Raw genomic sequence first — 15,475 nt, 5'->3', positions numbered from 1 at the left:
GCGTGTCGGTGAGAAGCCTGCAGTCCCCGGGGTTACCAGATCGGCAAGGTGTAGGTCACCAGGAAGCGGGTCTGGTTTTCATCGCGAAATGCTGCGCCGGCCGGGAAATCGTTGCGATAAATCGCCTTGCGCGCCACCAGTCCAACGTTTTTCAGCGGCCCGCTCTGCACCACATAGCCCAGCTCCATCTGGAACTCGCGCTCCTTGCGATCTTCGGCGTTGAAGGCTGCCAGCTCGATATTGTCACCGCGCAAATAACGCAACCGCCCCCTTAGCCCGGGCACTCCGGACGCTGCGAAATCATAGTCATAGATGGCCTGCCACGTGCGCTCCCTGGCGTTGAGAAAGTCCGAAGCCATGGTCAGCTCACTCATCCCCATCAACTCTGTCCCGGAGATGTAGGGCGTCGCCGAGTCGCCACTGGAATGCATGTAGCCGAGGCCCAGGCGATGCCCGCCATAGCGGTAGCTGAACAGCCCCGAGACGTTGCGGTTGTCCACTTCACCGGCCTTGGCACTGCCATCCTCGCGACTGAAAAAACTGCGCAGGTCGCTGGTCAATGTCCCGCCGCCCAGCGGCAGGTCATGCAGCAAGGCAAAGGTATCCTGTTGGTACAGGTCGGCCACCTCGGCGTGGTAGGCACGCAGGCTCAGCGTCTTGCTGACCTGATAATCGCCCCCCACATAGGCCATGTGCGAGGTCGTGGCAGTCGCGTTGAAGCGCCGGTTGGGCGACGCGATGGTCATCGCCTCATAGTTGGTGGAATTGCGCTTGTCGATGCGATCGATGTACCCGGTGTTCAGCGTCAGGTCATCGATGTCCCTGGAGCTCAGGATGGTGCCGCGAAAGGTTTGCGGCAGCAGTCGCGAGGGGCTGGCAAACGCAAACGGCAGGAAGATCGACACGTCCCCGGACTTCACCGTGGTCTGGGCAAAACGCAGCTTGGCGGTCGGGGCCAGGCGCGAGTACTCATCCGCCGCCCGATTGTCGCTGGCCGACACCGGCAACAACTCAGTGCCGCTGCGATCCGGCGCGGAGTCGAGCTTGACCCCCAGCAGCCCGCGGACGTCCAGTCCAAAACCCAGCGGCCCCTGGGTAAACCCCGACTCCATGCTCATGATGAAACCCTGGGCCCACTCCTGGGCAGCGGTCTTGGCCCCATCGTCCTTGTATTGGCGGTCCAGGTAGTAATTACGCAGGGTCAAGGTGCCATGGCTGTCTTCGATAAAGCCCGCGGCGCGAAGCTGGGTGGGCAGAACGCTCAAGCCGAGCAGCGCCAGGACCCACCCGCGACCGATACCGGGTACACAGGTGGCTGACGCCGTCGCAACGTCGTACGTGGGGAGATTGGGCATGTTCGATTTCCATTTTTTATTATTGTTTGTGCTGCCAGGAGAGCGCAGCACAGCCGGCTTCGCGGACAGAGAATGGAAATTGCCCATGACTCCTGTCAATGGTAACTGACCGATAATCGAACATTAATATTGTTATCTATTTTTCATCAGATCTTTCGATAATCTCTTTATCCATTGATTTATATAACTTTTATCCTGTTTTTATAGATTTTTATGGGCCAGTTCATTTTTTAGTTATCTTTGTTATCTTATTAATCAGCAGTCATCTTCAGCGTACCTCGTGCGATGGGACGGCTCGACTCCACAACAAAAACAACAATGAGGTTCCCCCCATGGACAGCCCATCGCGTCGTTCGACGCTGACAATCGCTTTGTGCTTTATCGTTGCGTTGATCGAGGGTTTCGATCTGCAGGCCGCCGGCACTGCTGCCGCCGGGCTGCGCCAGAGTTTTGCCCTGGACCCGAAAATGATGGGTTGGGTGTTCAGTGCCGGGATCATCGGCCTGCTGCCTGGGGCGTTTTTTGGCGGCTGGGTCGCCGATCGCATCGGCCGCAAGAAAATCCTCGTCGGTGCAGTGCTGCTGTTCGGCCTGTTTTCCCTTTGCACTGCCTATGTCGAGAGTTACTCCAGCCTGTTGCTGGTGCGCTTCATGACCGGGTTGGGCCTGGGTGCCGCCCTGCCCAACCTGATAGCCCTGTGCGCCGAGGCCGTAAGCGAACGCAACCGCGGCACCGCCATCAGTGTCATGTACTGCGGCGTGCCCCTGGGCGGTGCGCTCGCGGCAGTGGTGGCGATGTTTTCCAGTGAACACTGGCAAACCACCTTCATCATCGGCGGCCTGGTGCCCTTGCTGGTTGTACCGCTGATGGCCCTGCTGCTGCCCGAGTCCACTGCCTTCCGCCAGCAACGTTCAGCAACTGGCAGCCCACGGCCGTCCACCGCACAGGCGCTGTTCGGCGAAGGCCGGACACGCAACACCCTGGCCTTGTGGCTGAGCTATTTCTTCACCTTGACCGTGATGTACATGCTGCTCAACTGGCTCCCTTCATTGCTGCTGGAACAGGGCTTCAGCAAACCCCAGGCGGGCATGATCCAGATGCTGTTCAACATCGGTGGCGCCCTCGGCTCGCTGCTCGGTGGCCTGCTTCTGGACCGTTGCAACGGCCTCAAGGTCGTGCTGTTCGTGTATGCCGGGTTGCTGGCGGCGCTGGCCGGGGTCGGCCTGTCTAGCGGAATCGTGCCAATGTCCATCGCCGGGTTTGCCGCCGGGCTTTTCGTCATGGCTGCGCAACTTGTGCTCTACGCCCTGGCGCCACCGTCCTACCCGACTGCAGTGCGCGCCACCGGCGTCGGTGCGGCCGTGGCCATCGGTCGCCTGGGCTCAGTGGCAGGCCCCTTGGCCGCCGGGCAGATCCTTGCCGCCGGTGCCGGCACTACTGGCGTGCTGCTAGCGACTTCACCCGGGCTGGTGATCGCCGCCTTGTCGATCATCACCGTGATTGCCCGCTCCAGTTCGACTACTGAAGCACCGCTGAATACCGCCAACTGAGCATCACTGCGAAGTTTTCAACCTTGCAGCAAAATCCAATCGAGTAAGGTGCGGTTTCACCACCGCCGTCCTCTCCCAGTGCCAGCGTGCACTGGGACTGGGCGCGTGCAGTTACAACGTCCCGAATCGCAAAGCATGTCCCAGGCTCTACCCCATCAGCCCATTACACTCCTCTATTGGATCCTTTGCGATGAAATCCACGAAACGTTCGATAATCGAACACTTTACAAAACTATAAGCATTTGTTTTTTAAGCGTTTTTATAAACTCATATTAAGAAACAGAGCAAAACCCTCTAACAGCCACTTTTCAATGGATCCATAAAACGATTGACTGGCGCCACACGGTGTCAGGTAAACGCCTGCCCGCTCATAAAAATAACAAGGGTGTCGTGATGAGTGACTTCTCAATCGGGCTCAAGTCTTGGCTTGTACCCACCTTCGTGTGCCTTTCTCGTTTTACCTGTACGCAGCCTCGTCTCAAGGGGCAGCAGCTATGACTGTCGCGCTGAAGAACGTGGTAGATGAACGGCCGATGGCGTCGTTCCAGTGGTTGGCCGTGGGTATCTGTATTGTCCTGAACATGATCGATGGGTTCGACGTGCTGGTGATGGCCTTCACGGCTTCCTCGGTCTCTGCCGAATGGGGTCTGAACGGCGCGCAGATCGGGCTGTTGTTAAGTGCCGGGTTGTTTGGCATGGCGGCCGGCTCTCTGTTTATTGCACCGTGGGCGGATCGCTTTGGTCGTCGACCATTGATTCTGTTTTGCCTGCTGCTCTCGGGGGGCGGCATGCTGTTGTCAGCGCTGAGCCAGACGCCCGTGCAACTGGCGCTACTGCGTGGGCTGACCGGCCTGGGAATCGGCGGGATCCTGGCCAGCAGCAACGTGATTGCCAGTGAATACGCCAACAAACGCTGGCGTGGGTTAGCGGTGAGCCTGCAATCCACCGGTTATGCCCTGGGTGCGACCTTCGGTGGCCTGCTTTCAGTATGGCTGTTGACGCACTTTGGCTGGCGCTCGGTATTCATCTTCGGTGGTGCCGTAACCCTGGCGGTGATTCCGCTGGTGCTGATGTATTTGCCCGAATCGCTGGACTTTCTGCTCGCCCGCCGCCCCGACAACGCCTTGGCACGTATCAATCGCCTGGCCGCCCGCCTCGGTCAGCCACCACTGCGCGAGCTGCCCGCCGCCCTCTCGGCGCCGACTTCAGGCCACGGGCGCTTGGCGCAGTTGCTCTCACCGGCGTCACGGCGCACGACCCTGCTGATCTGGCTGCTGTTCTTCCTGGTGATGTTCGGCTTCTATTTCGTGATGAGCTGGACACCCAAGCTGCTGGTATCGGCAGGGCTATCGGCACAGCAAGGGATCAGCGGCGGCGTGTTGCTGAGCGTCGGCGGTATTTTCGGCGCAGCCCTGATTGGTGCCCTGGCCTCGCGCTGGCGCCTGACCCGTGTGCTGTCGCTGTTCATGCTGGCTACGGCAGGTTTGCTGGTGCTGTTCGTTGACTCGGCCTCATCAGTATCCATGGCCCTCGGACTGGGTCTGTTGATCGGGCTGTTTGCCAATGGCTGCGTGGCGGGCTTGTACGCGCTGTCACCGATTGTCTATGACGCTTCGGTACGAGCAACTGGCGTCGGCTGGGGCATCGGTATCGGGCGGATCGGCGCGATTCTGTCGCCGACCGTGGCCGGCCTGTTGCTCGATAGCGGCTGGCAGCCACTGCATCTGTATGGGGTGTTTGCTGTGGTTTTCGTCATCGCCGCAGCCGTGCTGCTACTACTGCGACCTGAAGCCAAACAGCAACCTGACGCCCAATTCAGCCAGGCTTGAGCCTATGCCAAGAGTAGCGAGGGGCCGCCCTCGCTACTGACTACATCCTCCAGGAATACAATAATAATGACTCGCTCCCCCCTCCCTCCCCGGGCCTTGCTCGGCGGTGCAATCCTGATCGCCCTCCTACCTTCAGCGCATGCTGAGGACGGTGGCTTTTTCGAGGATTCCAAGACCAGCCTGGTGCTGCGAAATTACTACTTCAATCGTGATTTCAACGATCCGGGCGCCAGCAAGAGCAAGATAGAAGAATGGGCCCAAGGCGCTATCCTCAAGTTCAATTCTGGCTATACCCCTGGCGTGCTCGGTTTTGGCCTTGACGGTATCGCGATGCTTGGCCTCAAGCTCGACAGCGGCCCACAACGCAGCGGTTCGGAACTGCTTCCGGTGCACGACGACGGACGCTCCGCCGACGATTACGGGCGCATTGGCGTGGCCGCCAAAATGCGCCTATCCGCCACAGAACTGATGCTCGGCGAGCTCATGCCGGACATCCCGCTGCTGCGCTACGATGACGGCCGCCTGCTGCCACAGACCTTTCAGGGCACCATGCTGGTGTCCCGAGAGTTGCCGGGACTGAACCTGCAAGCAGGTCAATACACCGACGTGAGCTTGCGCAATTCCTCGAACATGCAAGACCTCTCGGCGTGGGCAGCCCCCACCGTGATGTCGGACGGTTTCAACTACATGGGCGCCGAATACCGCTTCAACCAACAACAAACCCTGGTCGGCGCCTGGCACTCGCAACTCGAAGACATCTATCAGCAAAGCTATCTGAACCTGCTGCATAAACAGCAGTTCGCTGACTGGACCCTCGGCGCGAACCTGGGCTATTTCATCGACAAGGAAGACGGCAGCGCACGGATCGGCAATGTGCAAAGCCACACCGCCTACGGGTTGTTCTCAGCCAAACTTGGCGGCCACACCCTGTACCTGGGCCTGCAGAAGGTCAGCGGTGACACCGCCTGGATGTCGGTATATGGCAGTAGCGGGCGAACCCTGGGCAATGACATGTTCAACGGTAATTTCAGCAACGCCGACGAACGCTCCTGGCAGGCTCGATATGATTACGATTTCGCTGCCGCCGGGATCCCCGGCCTGTTGCTGATGACCCGCTACGGTCACGGCGAAAACGCCACCACCAAGGCCGGCACCGATGGCAAGGAATGGGAGCGCGACACTGAAGTCAGCTACACCCTGCAGAGCGGTCCACTGAAAAGCCTGAGCGTGCGCGTCAACAACGCCACCAACCGTCGCAGCTTCAACAGTGACTTCGATCAGACCCGCATCATCATCAACTACCCGCTGTCACTCTGATCCTCCCTGCAGGGGCGCTTGTCGCCCCTGCAGCTCTCCCCCTCCTTGCGTTACTATGGCGAACCCCCTCTCTGGAAGTCGCCTGCATGAGTAAACCCGGTCAAATGGTGCTAGTGGCACTGCGCAAAATGATTGCCTCGGGCGAACTGGCGGCGGGCGAACGGCTGATGGAGATTCCGACGGCGGATCGCTTCGGCGTCTCGCGCATGCCGGTACGCATGGCTTTCCTGACCCTCGAACAGGAAGGCTTGCTGGTACGCCACGGCGGACGGGGTTATCAGGTGCGCTCGGTGAGTGCCGACGATATTGCCGGCGCCGTGGAAGTGCGTGGGGTGCTGGAGGGGCTGGCCGCCCGGCAGAGTGCCGAACGTGGCTTGAGCGAGCAAGCGCGGGCGGCACTGCATGAATGCCTGGTGCAAGGCGATGCACTGTTCGACAAAGGCTACGTGACAGAAGAAGACCTTGAGGCGTTTCATGACCTCAACATGCGCTTTCACCAGGTGATCGTCGAAAGCAGCGCCAACCCGGCCATCGCCGAAGCCCTGGCGCGCAATGACCATCGTCCCTTCGCTTCAGTGTCGGCGCTGGCTTTCGATCGCGAGGACATGGCACGCGAATACCGGCGCTTCAATTTCGCGCATATGCAACACCACTCGGTGGTCGACGCGCTGGTCAGTCGCCAGGGTGCTCGCGCCGAAGCCATCATGCGCGAACATGCCAATGCGACCCTGCGTTATGCCGAGGTGTTCGGTGCGAGCGGCACCAGTAGCGAAGGGATTAAAGTGATCGCGCGCGGCGAATGATCGTTTGGCTCAGAGGTCCAGCACCAGCAACGCCGATCTGGATCTCGAACAGCAGGGTGTGAACTGATCATTGGCAGCTTGCTCCTCTTCGGTGAGAAACAGGTCACGGTGCTCGGGCACCCCTTCCAGCACACGGGTCAGGCAGGTTCCACAAACACCCTGCTCACAGGAGATCGCGATCTCGACACCGTGACTTTCCAGCACCTGGACCACCGTCTTGTCGGCCGGAATGTCGAACACCCGGCCGCTACTGCCAAGCTTCACCTGGAACGACCCATCGGCACTGGTATCCACCGGCGCTGCGGCGAAATATTCACGGTGTAACTGCGCTTCACTCCAGCCCTGGAGCCTGGCGCTGTCGAGCACATGCTGCATGAAGCCTGAAGGACCACAGACATACAGGTGCAAGTCCGGTGCCGGACCGGCGAGAACGCTGGCCGCATCCAGGCGCGAATCGGGGTCTTGATCAAAATGCAGGTGCACGCGGTCGGCAAAGGGTGACCCCTTGAGTCGTTCGACAAAAGCCGCACGGTCGCCGGCGCGCGCGCAGTAATGCAATTCGAAATCGGCACCGCTGTCGGCCAGTTGCTCGGCCATGCAGAGAATCGGGGTGATGCCGATACCGCCGGCGAACAACAGGCTGCGCCGCGCTTCAGCCACCAACGGGAATAGATTACGCGGCTCGCTGATGTACAGCCGATCGCCGCTGTTGACCTGCTCATGCATGCACTGGGAACCACCGCGCGAGGCTGCGTCCTTGAGTACGCTGATCTGGTAGCGATGGCGCTCTTGCGGGTGATTGCACAGTGAGTACTGACGGATCAGCCCGCCAGGCAAGTGCACATCGATGTGGGCGCCGGCAGTGAAGCCGGGCAGCTCCCCACCCTGGGCACAGGTCAGCTCGTAGCTACAAATATCCAGCGCTTCGTTGTTGCGGGATGTCACGACGACTTCAATCATGTCGCACCTTCAAGACCGGCCACCGCAGTGGCCGCGAAATAGGGGAATGGGTGTGGACCGCGGTATGTTGGAGAGCGCTCGTCGTCGCTATTTGACCGAGGTGATCAGCTCGACCGCCGGGGTCCGCTCTCGGGCGATGATGCGCTCCAGCACTCGCCTGGACTGCACGCCACCGGCATCGATATTGAGCTTGAGCAAGTTGCGCTCAGGGTTGGCCAGCAGGTTTTTCTGCTGTTGCTCGAGCATGTCGAGGTCTTCGCTGAAGATCTTGCCCTGGCCCTCACGGATGCTTGCGGTCAGCGCTTCGTCATGCGGATTGAAGTTGCGTGCCATACCCCAGAAGTACCAGATCGAGGTGTCGGCTTCCGGTGTAATGAAGTCGACCACGATGCTCGCGGCTTTGTGTTGCGGCTCGGCGTCGTAACCGCCCTTGCCGGCATGGGCCACCCCCACCTCGATCAATACGTGACTGGGCGGGCTGAAGCGGCAGATCTGCCAACGGTCCACCAGCACGTCGTCGGCCAGGTTGTTACCCCGCAGGGCCATGCGCCAGAACGGCGGCGCCATGATGTTTTGCATGTGCCGCGCGGTGACCACTTCGTCACCCTGAACGGTGGTGACCGGTGCCGCTTCATCGATTTCCTTCTGGCCAATGCTGGAAGCGTGCACGTAGGTTTCGTGGGTCAGGTCCATCAGGTTATCGATCATCAGGCGATAGTCGCAGCCGATATGGAACAGCCCACCACCATAGGCCCACTCATCGCTGACCGCCCATTGCAGATGGTGGATCAGCGCAGGGTCGGCCTTGTCCTGTTCCCCAGGCCAGACCCAGATAAAACCGTAACGCTCTTCAACGGCATAGGTCTTGTTGCACGGAAAGCCCCGTACGCGCTGCCCCGGCATTTCGACGGTCTTGCCGTCACAGCCCATCACCAGGCCGTGGTAGCCGCAGACCAGGTTGCCGTTCTCGACATAGCCAAGCGATAAGGGAGCGCCGCGATGCGGGCAAAAATTCTCGACGGCGGCAACACGCCCTTCATGGCCGCGATAGAAAACGATTTTCTCACCGCATATTTGCCGCCCCAGGGGCTTCTCGGCGATCTCGTCGGGGGTACAGGCGACATACCAGGTGTTCTTCGGATACATGGGGATCTCCAGGCCAGGTTTATTCTTATGGATCCATTTGATCGATTTTGACCGGAACAAGTCAAGCTATTTTGCCTTGTTAATCACTTAATGGATCCATTAATACGCTTGCAGTGTTTTAATCCTGCGCATTAACCCCATGCCTGGCGTGGTCGATGCGATGATCTTCAGCTTGGGGGGCGATGGTTATTCCCAGGCAATCAGTGCCGTTGACGGCCTGCTGCGTCGTCAAGTGGGCAACCGCTAACCATGGGCTACTTCATTGGCAAGGAAGAGGGTGCCAGCTTGGCCGGCGACATGGACAACAAAACAGGGGAGCAGCACGTTACATGCTGGCTTGCAGAAGCTCACCGCAGATACCGCCTGGGTGCGGGTTAACGGTGCCAGTGGCGGCACCTTGGTCAACGACCGCTTCAACTCTAGTTTCGATAACACGCAGGAACGCACTTGGCAGTGCTCGTCACGACTTCACGCTGCTTCAGGCCGATTACTACCTGAAGTGAAGGGCCGCTGCCGCCCCTTCGCTTCAGGCAGCCAGCCCCTCGGACAATCGCCTGCTCAGGCCTGCAACCCGAACGGGTCGTCCACGGAGTGGCTCGGCTGGGTAAACCAGCGCGGGCCAGTGGCGGTCATGTAGAAATGGTCCTCCAGGCGAATGCCGAACTCGCCAGGCACACAAATCATCGGTTCATTGGAGAAGCACATGCCCTCGGCCAGCGGCGTCTGATCACCGCGCACCAGGTAGGGACCCTCGTGAATGTCCAGGCCGATGCCATGTCCGGTGCGGTGCGGCAGGCCGGGCAACTGATAGTCCGGGCCGAGACCGGCGACTTCCAGGCTAAGCCGTGCGGCGGCATCCACCGCCTGGCAGGGTTCGCCCAGGCGGGCGGCGTCGAAGGCAGCCAACTGGGCGGCCTTTTCCAGGTTCCACAGCGCGCGCTGGCGGTCGCTCGGGGTGCCGAACACGTAACTGCGAGTGATATCCGACTGGTAGCCGTGTAGCAGGCAGCCCGTGTCGATCAGCACCATGTCGCCGTCCTTGAGCACCTGCGCGTGTTTCACCCCATGGGGGAAGGCGCTGGCCTCGCCGAACAGCACGATGCAGAAGGTCGAACCCGGCGCGCCCACCTTGCGGTGCGCCTCGCGGATGAACTCGGCAACCTCGGTGGTGCTGATACCTGCGCGCAGGATGCTGGCGGCAGCCTTGTGCACTTGCAAGGTCATGTCTTTGGCGCGCTGCATCAGCGCCAATTCTGTAGCGCTCTTGTGATAGCGACACAGGTTGATCACGCAGGAAGCGTCTATGAACTCCAAGCGCGATTCGAGGCGGCGGATTGCCTCGAACATGCAGAACGCCAGGGACGGGCATAGGCCCACCACTGCGTCGTCGGCGATGCCCATTCCAGCGAGCATGTCGAGCAGCAGGCGGTAAGGACTCTCATGCTCCTGCCAACCATGGATAACCCCATCCACTTCGCGGAAGTCGCGGATGGTGCCCTCTTCAAAAGCCGGGGCGATATAGGCCAGCGGGCCGTTGGCGGGCAGCACGGCACCGACCATGCGCTCGCTCGGATTCCACTTCACTCCGGTGAAGTAGTACAGGTTGCTGCCGGCGTTCAGATAGAGGGCAGCAATGCCCTGCTCAAGCATCAGGCTCTGGGCCTTGGCAATACGTGACAGGTATTCGTCGAGGCCGATGGGCTGCATGCCCGCAGTCATCTTCGTCAGGCCGGCCAGCGCCTGTTCCGCAGTTTTGCCACCAACACCGACTGTCATCTCGTTCTCCTGAATTATGTGTAATGCTCGAAATTTAAGCCTGACTTAAACTCCAGTCAACGCCTATTTTCAGTGCTACTTAATTTCAGTTAGGCGAAAAGCCTTCTCAGCGATGCGTCGCCCGCTATACTGGCGCCTTCCAGAATACGAGCCACGCCAATGACCGTAGAACAGATCGGGGAACGGTTGCGCCGCTACCGCCGTGCCGCCAACAAGACCCTGAACCAAGTCGCCACTGAAACAGGCCTCACCGCCAGCTTCCTGTCCCAAGCGGAGCGTAACCTCACTGGCGTGTCCATCTCCTCGCTGGCGAAAATCGCAAGTGCCTTGGGCATTCCGCTCAATTCCCTGTTCGAACAGCCTCCCCAGCCCCAGCCTGACTCCCACCAGGGCCAGCGTGTGCGGTACACGGTGGGCAGCCAGCCGTTGGTCTACGAGCGCCTGTCCAGCAGCTTTCCCGGTAACCTGATCAACGCGATGAAGATGACCATGGCGGTGGGCTACCAGTCCGAACTCATCTCCCACGAAGGCGCAGAGTTTACCTATGTGCTCTCCGGGCAGATCGTCTACACCATCGAAGGCCACACCTACCCGCTCGGCCCGGGGGGATCGGTGCATTTCGACTCCACCAAGCACCATTCCATCGCCAACTCTGGCGACGATGTTGCCGAAGTGCTGGTTGTCACCACCATGGGCGGCCTGCTCGACGACCACCCCGCGACTTGAGCGGTCGCGCCGAATAAGTAAGTGTCACTGAATTTAAGTTGTATTTAATTTTAGAATAACTTAAGTTTTGCCTCGGCCGCTGACGGCGCGAGTTTCCCTCTCCCCTTTCAGCGTCACCGCCCAAGCCAGCACGTCGGCCTTTGGCTCCCTGTCGCACATGACGGGCAGCCTACAGCCCGTAAAGCCGCAGGGTCAGGTGCCCCTCCCCTGGAATGAACGACCTGATCTGCCGCCCTCAAAAATAACAACAATGAGGTTCGCATGCGCAAAACAACCACGCTCAAGACCATGATTGCCGCCGGCCTGATCCTCGGCTCCGGCTTCACCCACGCCGCCAGCAACCTGGTGTTCTGTTCCGAAGGTAGCCCTGCTGGCTTCGACCCAGGCCAATACACCACGGGGACCGACTTCGACGCCTCAGCCGAAACTGTCTTCAACCGTCTTTCGCAATTTGAACGTGGCGGGACCAAGGTCATCCCGGGGCTGGCAACCCGCTGGGACGTTTCTCCCGACGGCCTGACCTACACCTTCCACCTGCGTGATGGGGTCAAGTTCCACACCACCGACTACTTCAAGCCGACTCGCGACTTCAACGCCGACGACGTGCTGTTCACCTTCAAGCGCATGCTCGACAAGGACATGCCGTTCCGCAAGGCCTACCCCACCGAGTTCCCCTACTTCACCGACATGGGGATGCACGAAAACATCACCCAGGTCGAAAAAGTCGACGACCATACCGTCAAGTTCACCCTCAAGGGTGTCGACGCAGCCTTCATCCAGAACATGGCCATGAGCTTCGCCTCGATCCAGTCGGCCGAATATGCCGACCAGTTGCTCAAGCAAGGCAAGGCCCAGGACATCAACCAGAAGCCGATCGGCACTGGCCCGTTCGTGTTCAGCAAGTACCAGAAAGACGCCCAGATTCGCTACAAGGGCAACAAGGATTACTGGAAGCCTGAAGACGTGAAGATCGACAATCTGATCTTCGCCATCACCACCGACGCCTCGGTGCGCATGCAAAAGCTGAAAAAGAACGAATGCCAGATCACCTCCTTCCCGCGCCCGGCCGATATCAAGCCGCTGCAGGAAGACAAGAACCTCAAGATGCCTAGCCAACCAGGCTTCAACCTTGGCTATATCGCCTACAACTTCACCCGCAAGCCGTTCGACCAGCTCCAAGTACGCCAGGCGCTAGACATGGCGGTAAACAAGCAAGCCATCATCGACGCCGTTTACCAGGGCGCCGGCCAGTTGGCCGTCAACGGCCTGCCGCCGACCCAGTGGTCCTACGACGAGACCATCAAGGATGCCGACTACAACCCGCAAAAGGCCAAGGAGTTGCTCAAGGCTGCAGGCGTCAAAGAAGGCACGGCACTCAACCTCTGGGCCATGCCGGTGCAGCGCCCCTACAACCCCAACGCCAGGTTGATGGCCGAAATGCTCCAGGCCGACTGGGCCAAAATCGGCATCAAGGCCAACATCGTCAGCTACGAATGGGGCGAGTACATCAAGCGCGCCCACGCCGGCGAGCAGGACATCATGTTGATTGGCTTCACTGGCGATAACGGTGACCCAGACAACTGGCTGGGCACCCTCTACACCTGCAACGCGGTCAACGGCAACAACTTCTCCAAGTGGTGCAATGATGGCTACGACAAGTTGGTAGGGGCCGCCAAGGCCACCGCCGATGTGGAGCAGCGCACCGCGCTGTACAAACAAGCGCAGCACCTCCTGAAAGCGCAGGTGCCGATGACCCCGGTCGCCCACTCCACGGTCTACCAGCCGATGCGCGCCAGTGTGCAAAACTTCCAGATCAGCCCTTTCGGGCTCAGCAGCTTCTACGGCGTCTACAACCAGCAGTGAGCAACAGGGGCCGGCCAAACGGCCCCCTTCGCCTTCCTCGAGCCGGCGCCAGACCGGCGAGGACGGTCTCACCTGCTACAACCAAAAATATCCAGCGCCACACCGGGACACGTCGAGCCCAAGCCTTTACCCATGCAGCCTGAACTGCTGAGAACGGCCAGCACGATGACCGGCATTACAAAAAAGATAAGGAGTGAGTCGCCCAAATGCTGAGTTTTATTGCCCGCCGACTGGGGTTGTTGATCCCCACCTTTTTCGGCATCACCCTGCTGACTTTCGCGTTGATTCGCATGATTCCTGGCGACCCTGTGGAAGTCATGATGGGCGAACGCCGGGTCGACCCCGAAATGCACGCTCAGGCAATGGAACGCCTTGGCCTGAACAAGCCGCTGTATGCCCAGTACCTGGACTACATCGGCAAACTGGCCCAGGGCGACCTCGGTGAATCGCTGCGCACCCGTGAAAGTGTCTGGAGCGAGTTCACTTCGCTGTTCCCCGCGACCCTCGAACTGTCCATGGCTGCCCTGCTGTTCGCCGGGATCCTCGGTTTGCTGGCCGGGGTGATCGCGGCCCTCAAGCGCGGATCGCTGTTCGACCATGGGGTGATGGGCATCTCCCTGGCCGGGTATTCGATGCCGATCTTCTGGTGGGGCCTGATCCTCATCATGTTCTTCTCGGTGTCTCTGGGCTGGACCCCGGTTTCCGGACGGATCGACCTGCTCTACGACATCGAGCCGGTCACCGGTTTCATGCTGATCGACACCCTGCTGGCCGATGACACGGGCGCATTCCTCGACGCCCTGCACCACCTGATCCTGCCGGCCATCGTGCTCGGCACCATCCCGCTGGCGGTGATCGCGCGGATGACCCGCTCCTCGATGCTCGAAGTGCTGCGCGAGGACTACATCCGCACCGCACGGGCCAAAGGCCTGTCGCCGTCGCGCGTGGTGTTCGTCCACGGCCTGCGCAACGCGCTGATTCCGGTACTGACCGTGGTCGGCCTGCAGGTCGGCACGCTGCTGGCCGGTGCAGTCCTGACCGAGACCATCTTCTCCTGGCCCGGCATCGGCAAATGGCTGATCGAAGCCATCGGCGCCCGGGACTACCCCGTCGTACAAAACGGCATCCTGTTAATCGCCTGCCTGGTGATCCTGGTCAACTTCGTGGTGGACATCCTCTACGGCTTTGCCAACCCACGCATCCGTCATCAGCGCTGAGATCATTACCCATGAGTACTCCAACACCCTCGGTAGCAGTCGATCAAAGCCTGCTGTATCCGTCCCCGTACAAAGAATTCTGGCAAGCGTTCTCCAAAAACAAAGGCGCCGTTGCCGGCCTGATGTTCATGTTGCTGGTGATCTTCTGCGCGATCTTCGCGCCCTGGGTTGCCCCGCATAACCCCAGCGAGCAGTACCGCGACTTCCTGCTGACCCCGCCGGCCTGGCTCGAAGGCGGGCAACTGCAGTTCCTGCTCGGTACCGATGAACTGGGGCGCGACCTGCTGTCGCGCTTGATCCAGGGTTCGCGCCTGTCGCTGATGATCGGCTTGTCGTCGGTGGTGATGTCGTTGATCCCGGGGATCCTGCTGGGCCTGTTCGCCGGCTTCTTCCCGCGGCTTCTAGGCCCGACCATCATGCGCCTGATGGACATCATGCTGGCCCTGCCCTCCTTGCTGCTGGCCGTGGCGATTGTCGCCATCCTCGGCCCTGGCCTGATCAACACCGTGATCGCCATCGCCATCGTGTCCCTGCCGTCCTACGTGCGCCTGACCCGCGCCGCGGTGATGGGCGAGCTGAACCGTGACTACGTGACGGCCGCGCGCCTGGCCGGTGCCGGCCTGCCCCGCCTGATGTTCATCACCGTGCTGCCCAACTGCATGGCTCCGCTGATCGTCCAGGCGACCCTGAGTTTCTCCTCGGCAATTCTCGATGCCGCCGCCCTGGGCTTCCTCGGCCTCGGCGTGCAACCGCCAACCCCGGAGTGGGGCACCATGCTGGCCTCGGCCCGCGACTACATCGAACGCGCCTGGTGGGTGGTAAGCCTGCCTGGCTTGACCATTTTGCTCAGCGTGCTGGCAATCAACTTGATGGGCGACGGCCTGCGCGATGCGCTGGACCCGAAACTCAAGAACGCCGCCTGAGGAGATTCCC

At 60.3% G+C, this 15,475-nt stretch carries 12 protein-coding genes and 1 pseudogene; 9 read left to right on the top strand and 4 right to left on the bottom strand.

What is annotated here, in order from left to right; all coding sequences use genetic code 11:
* Window positions 1–32: 32 nt before the first annotated feature.
* A complete protein-coding gene (locus tag PspS04_RS10685; protein ID WP_159995100.1) occupies window positions 33–1,355 on the bottom strand; it encodes an OprD family porin in 1,323 nt (440 codons plus the stop codon).
* Between the two features lie 332 nt (window positions 1,356–1,687).
* On the opposite strand from PspS04_RS10685, the gene mhpT reads away from it, so the two are divergent.
* From mhpT to PspS04_RS10665, 4 genes are all read left to right on the top strand, one after another.
* Entirely contained in the window at window positions 1,688–2,905 is a 1,218-nt protein-coding gene (gene mhpT, locus PspS04_RS10680; RefSeq protein WP_095170105.1) for a 3-(3-hydroxy-phenyl)propionate transporter MhpT, read from the top strand.
* 494 nt (window positions 2,906–3,399) lie between these two features.
* Entirely contained in the window at window positions 3,400–4,734 is a 1,335-nt protein-coding gene (locus PspS04_RS10675; protein ID WP_159995098.1) for an MFS transporter, read from the top strand.
* Window positions 4,735–4,800: 66 nt separating this feature from the next.
* The gene (locus tag PspS04_RS10670) at window positions 4,801–6,051 is read left to right on the top strand and encodes an OprD family porin (RefSeq protein WP_095170103.1); all 1,251 of its coding nucleotides are present in this window, start codon (window positions 4,801–4,803) and stop codon (window positions 6,049–6,051) included.
* 86 nt (window positions 6,052–6,137) lie between these two features.
* Window positions 6,138–6,854: a GntR family transcriptional regulator gene (locus tag PspS04_RS10665; RefSeq protein ID WP_095170102.1), complete on the top strand. Its 717-nt coding sequence runs from the start codon at window positions 6,138–6,140 to the stop codon at window positions 6,852–6,854.
* 9 nt (window positions 6,855–6,863) lie between these two features.
* On the opposite strand, the gene PspS04_RS10660 is transcribed toward PspS04_RS10665, so the two are convergent.
* On the bottom strand, window positions 6,864–7,814 hold the full coding sequence (locus PspS04_RS10660; protein ID WP_159995096.1) for a PDR/VanB family oxidoreductase: 951 nt from the start codon (window positions 7,812–7,814) through the stop codon (window positions 6,864–6,866).
* Window positions 7,815–7,901: 87 nt separating this feature from the next.
* Window positions 7,902–8,960 (bottom strand): aromatic ring-hydroxylating oxygenase subunit alpha, encoded by a 1,059-nt coding sequence (locus tag PspS04_RS10655; protein WP_159995094.1) that lies wholly within the window; start codon window positions 8,958–8,960, stop codon window positions 7,902–7,904.
* Between the two features lie 249 nt (window positions 8,961–9,209).
* Here PspS04_RS10655 and PspS04_RS27755 point away from each other — a divergent pair.
* Window positions 9,210–9,414, top strand: a pseudogene (locus PspS04_RS27755) (OprD family outer membrane porin); the annotation flags it as partial.
* Window positions 9,415–9,518: 104 nt separating this feature from the next.
* Here PspS04_RS27755 and PspS04_RS10645 read toward each other — a convergent pair.
* A complete protein-coding gene (locus PspS04_RS10645; protein WP_159995092.1) occupies window positions 9,519–10,736 on the bottom strand; it encodes a M24 family metallopeptidase in 1,218 nt (405 codons plus the stop codon).
* Window positions 10,737–10,895: 159 nt separating this feature from the next.
* On the opposite strand from PspS04_RS10645, the gene PspS04_RS10640 reads away from it, so the two are divergent.
* From PspS04_RS10640 to PspS04_RS10625, 4 genes are all read left to right on the top strand, one after another.
* On the top strand, window positions 10,896–11,462 hold the full coding sequence (locus PspS04_RS10640) for a helix-turn-helix domain-containing protein (protein WP_095170098.1): 567 nt from the start codon (window positions 10,896–10,898) through the stop codon (window positions 11,460–11,462).
* Window positions 11,463–11,723: 261 nt separating this feature from the next.
* Window positions 11,724–13,325 carry an ABC transporter substrate-binding protein gene (locus PspS04_RS10635; protein WP_159995090.1) on the top strand — a complete coding sequence of 534 codons (1,602 nt, stop codon included), beginning with the start codon at window positions 11,724–11,726 and terminating at the stop codon, window positions 13,323–13,325.
* A gap of 206 nt (window positions 13,326–13,531) precedes the next feature.
* On the top strand, window positions 13,532–14,542 hold the full coding sequence (locus tag PspS04_RS10630) for an ABC transporter permease subunit (RefSeq protein ID WP_159995088.1): 1,011 nt from the start codon (window positions 13,532–13,534) through the stop codon (window positions 14,540–14,542).
* An 11-nt stretch (window positions 14,543–14,553) separates the two neighbouring features.
* Entirely contained in the window at window positions 14,554–15,465 is a 912-nt protein-coding gene (locus PspS04_RS10625; RefSeq protein WP_159993742.1) for an ABC transporter permease subunit, read from the top strand.
* Window positions 15,466–15,475 lie beyond the last annotated feature (10 nt).

Origin of the sequence: Pseudomonas sp. S04 (assembly GCF_009834545.1) — a bacterium.
In the GTDB taxonomy this organism is placed as follows: Bacteria; Pseudomonadota; Gammaproteobacteria; order Pseudomonadales; family Pseudomonadaceae; genus Aquipseudomonas.
This window is presented reverse-complemented; position numbering and strand designations above follow the sequence as displayed.

Bases quoted from the DNA above. Each gene is read 5' to 3' on its own strand.
- PspS04_RS10625 (WP_159993742.1), top strand. From the start codon at position 14,554: ATGAGTACTCCAACACCCTCGGTAGCAGTCGATCAAAGCCTGCTGTAT.
- PspS04_RS10685 (WP_159995100.1), bottom strand. From the start codon at position 1,355: ATGCCCAATCTCCCCACGTACGACGTTGCGACGGCGTCAGCCACCTGT.
- PspS04_RS10675 (WP_159995098.1), top strand. From the start codon at position 3,400: ATGACTGTCGCGCTGAAGAACGTGGTAGATGAACGGCCGATGGCGTCG.
- PspS04_RS10635 (WP_159995090.1), top strand. From the start codon at position 11,724: ATGCGCAAAACAACCACGCTCAAGACCATGATTGCCGCCGGCCTGATC.
- PspS04_RS10655 (WP_159995094.1), bottom strand. From the start codon at position 8,960: ATGTATCCGAAGAACACCTGGTATGTCGCCTGTACCCCCGACGAGATC.
- PspS04_RS10645 (WP_159995092.1), bottom strand. From the start codon at position 10,736: ATGACAGTCGGTGTTGGTGGCAAAACTGCGGAACAGGCGCTGGCCGGC.
- PspS04_RS10630 (WP_159995088.1), top strand. From the start codon at position 13,532: ATGCTGAGTTTTATTGCCCGCCGACTGGGGTTGTTGATCCCCACCTTT.
- PspS04_RS10660 (WP_159995096.1), bottom strand. From the start codon at position 7,814: ATGATTGAAGTCGTCGTGACATCCCGCAACAACGAAGCGCTGGATATT.
- PspS04_RS10665 (WP_095170102.1), top strand. From the start codon at position 6,138: ATGAGTAAACCCGGTCAAATGGTGCTAGTGGCACTGCGCAAAATGATT.
- PspS04_RS10670 (WP_095170103.1), top strand. From the start codon at position 4,801: ATGACTCGCTCCCCCCTCCCTCCCCGGGCCTTGCTCGGCGGTGCAATC.
- mhpT (WP_095170105.1), top strand. From the start codon at position 1,688: ATGGACAGCCCATCGCGTCGTTCGACGCTGACAATCGCTTTGTGCTTT.
- PspS04_RS10640 (WP_095170098.1), top strand. From the start codon at position 10,896: ATGACCGTAGAACAGATCGGGGAACGGTTGCGCCGCTACCGCCGTGCC.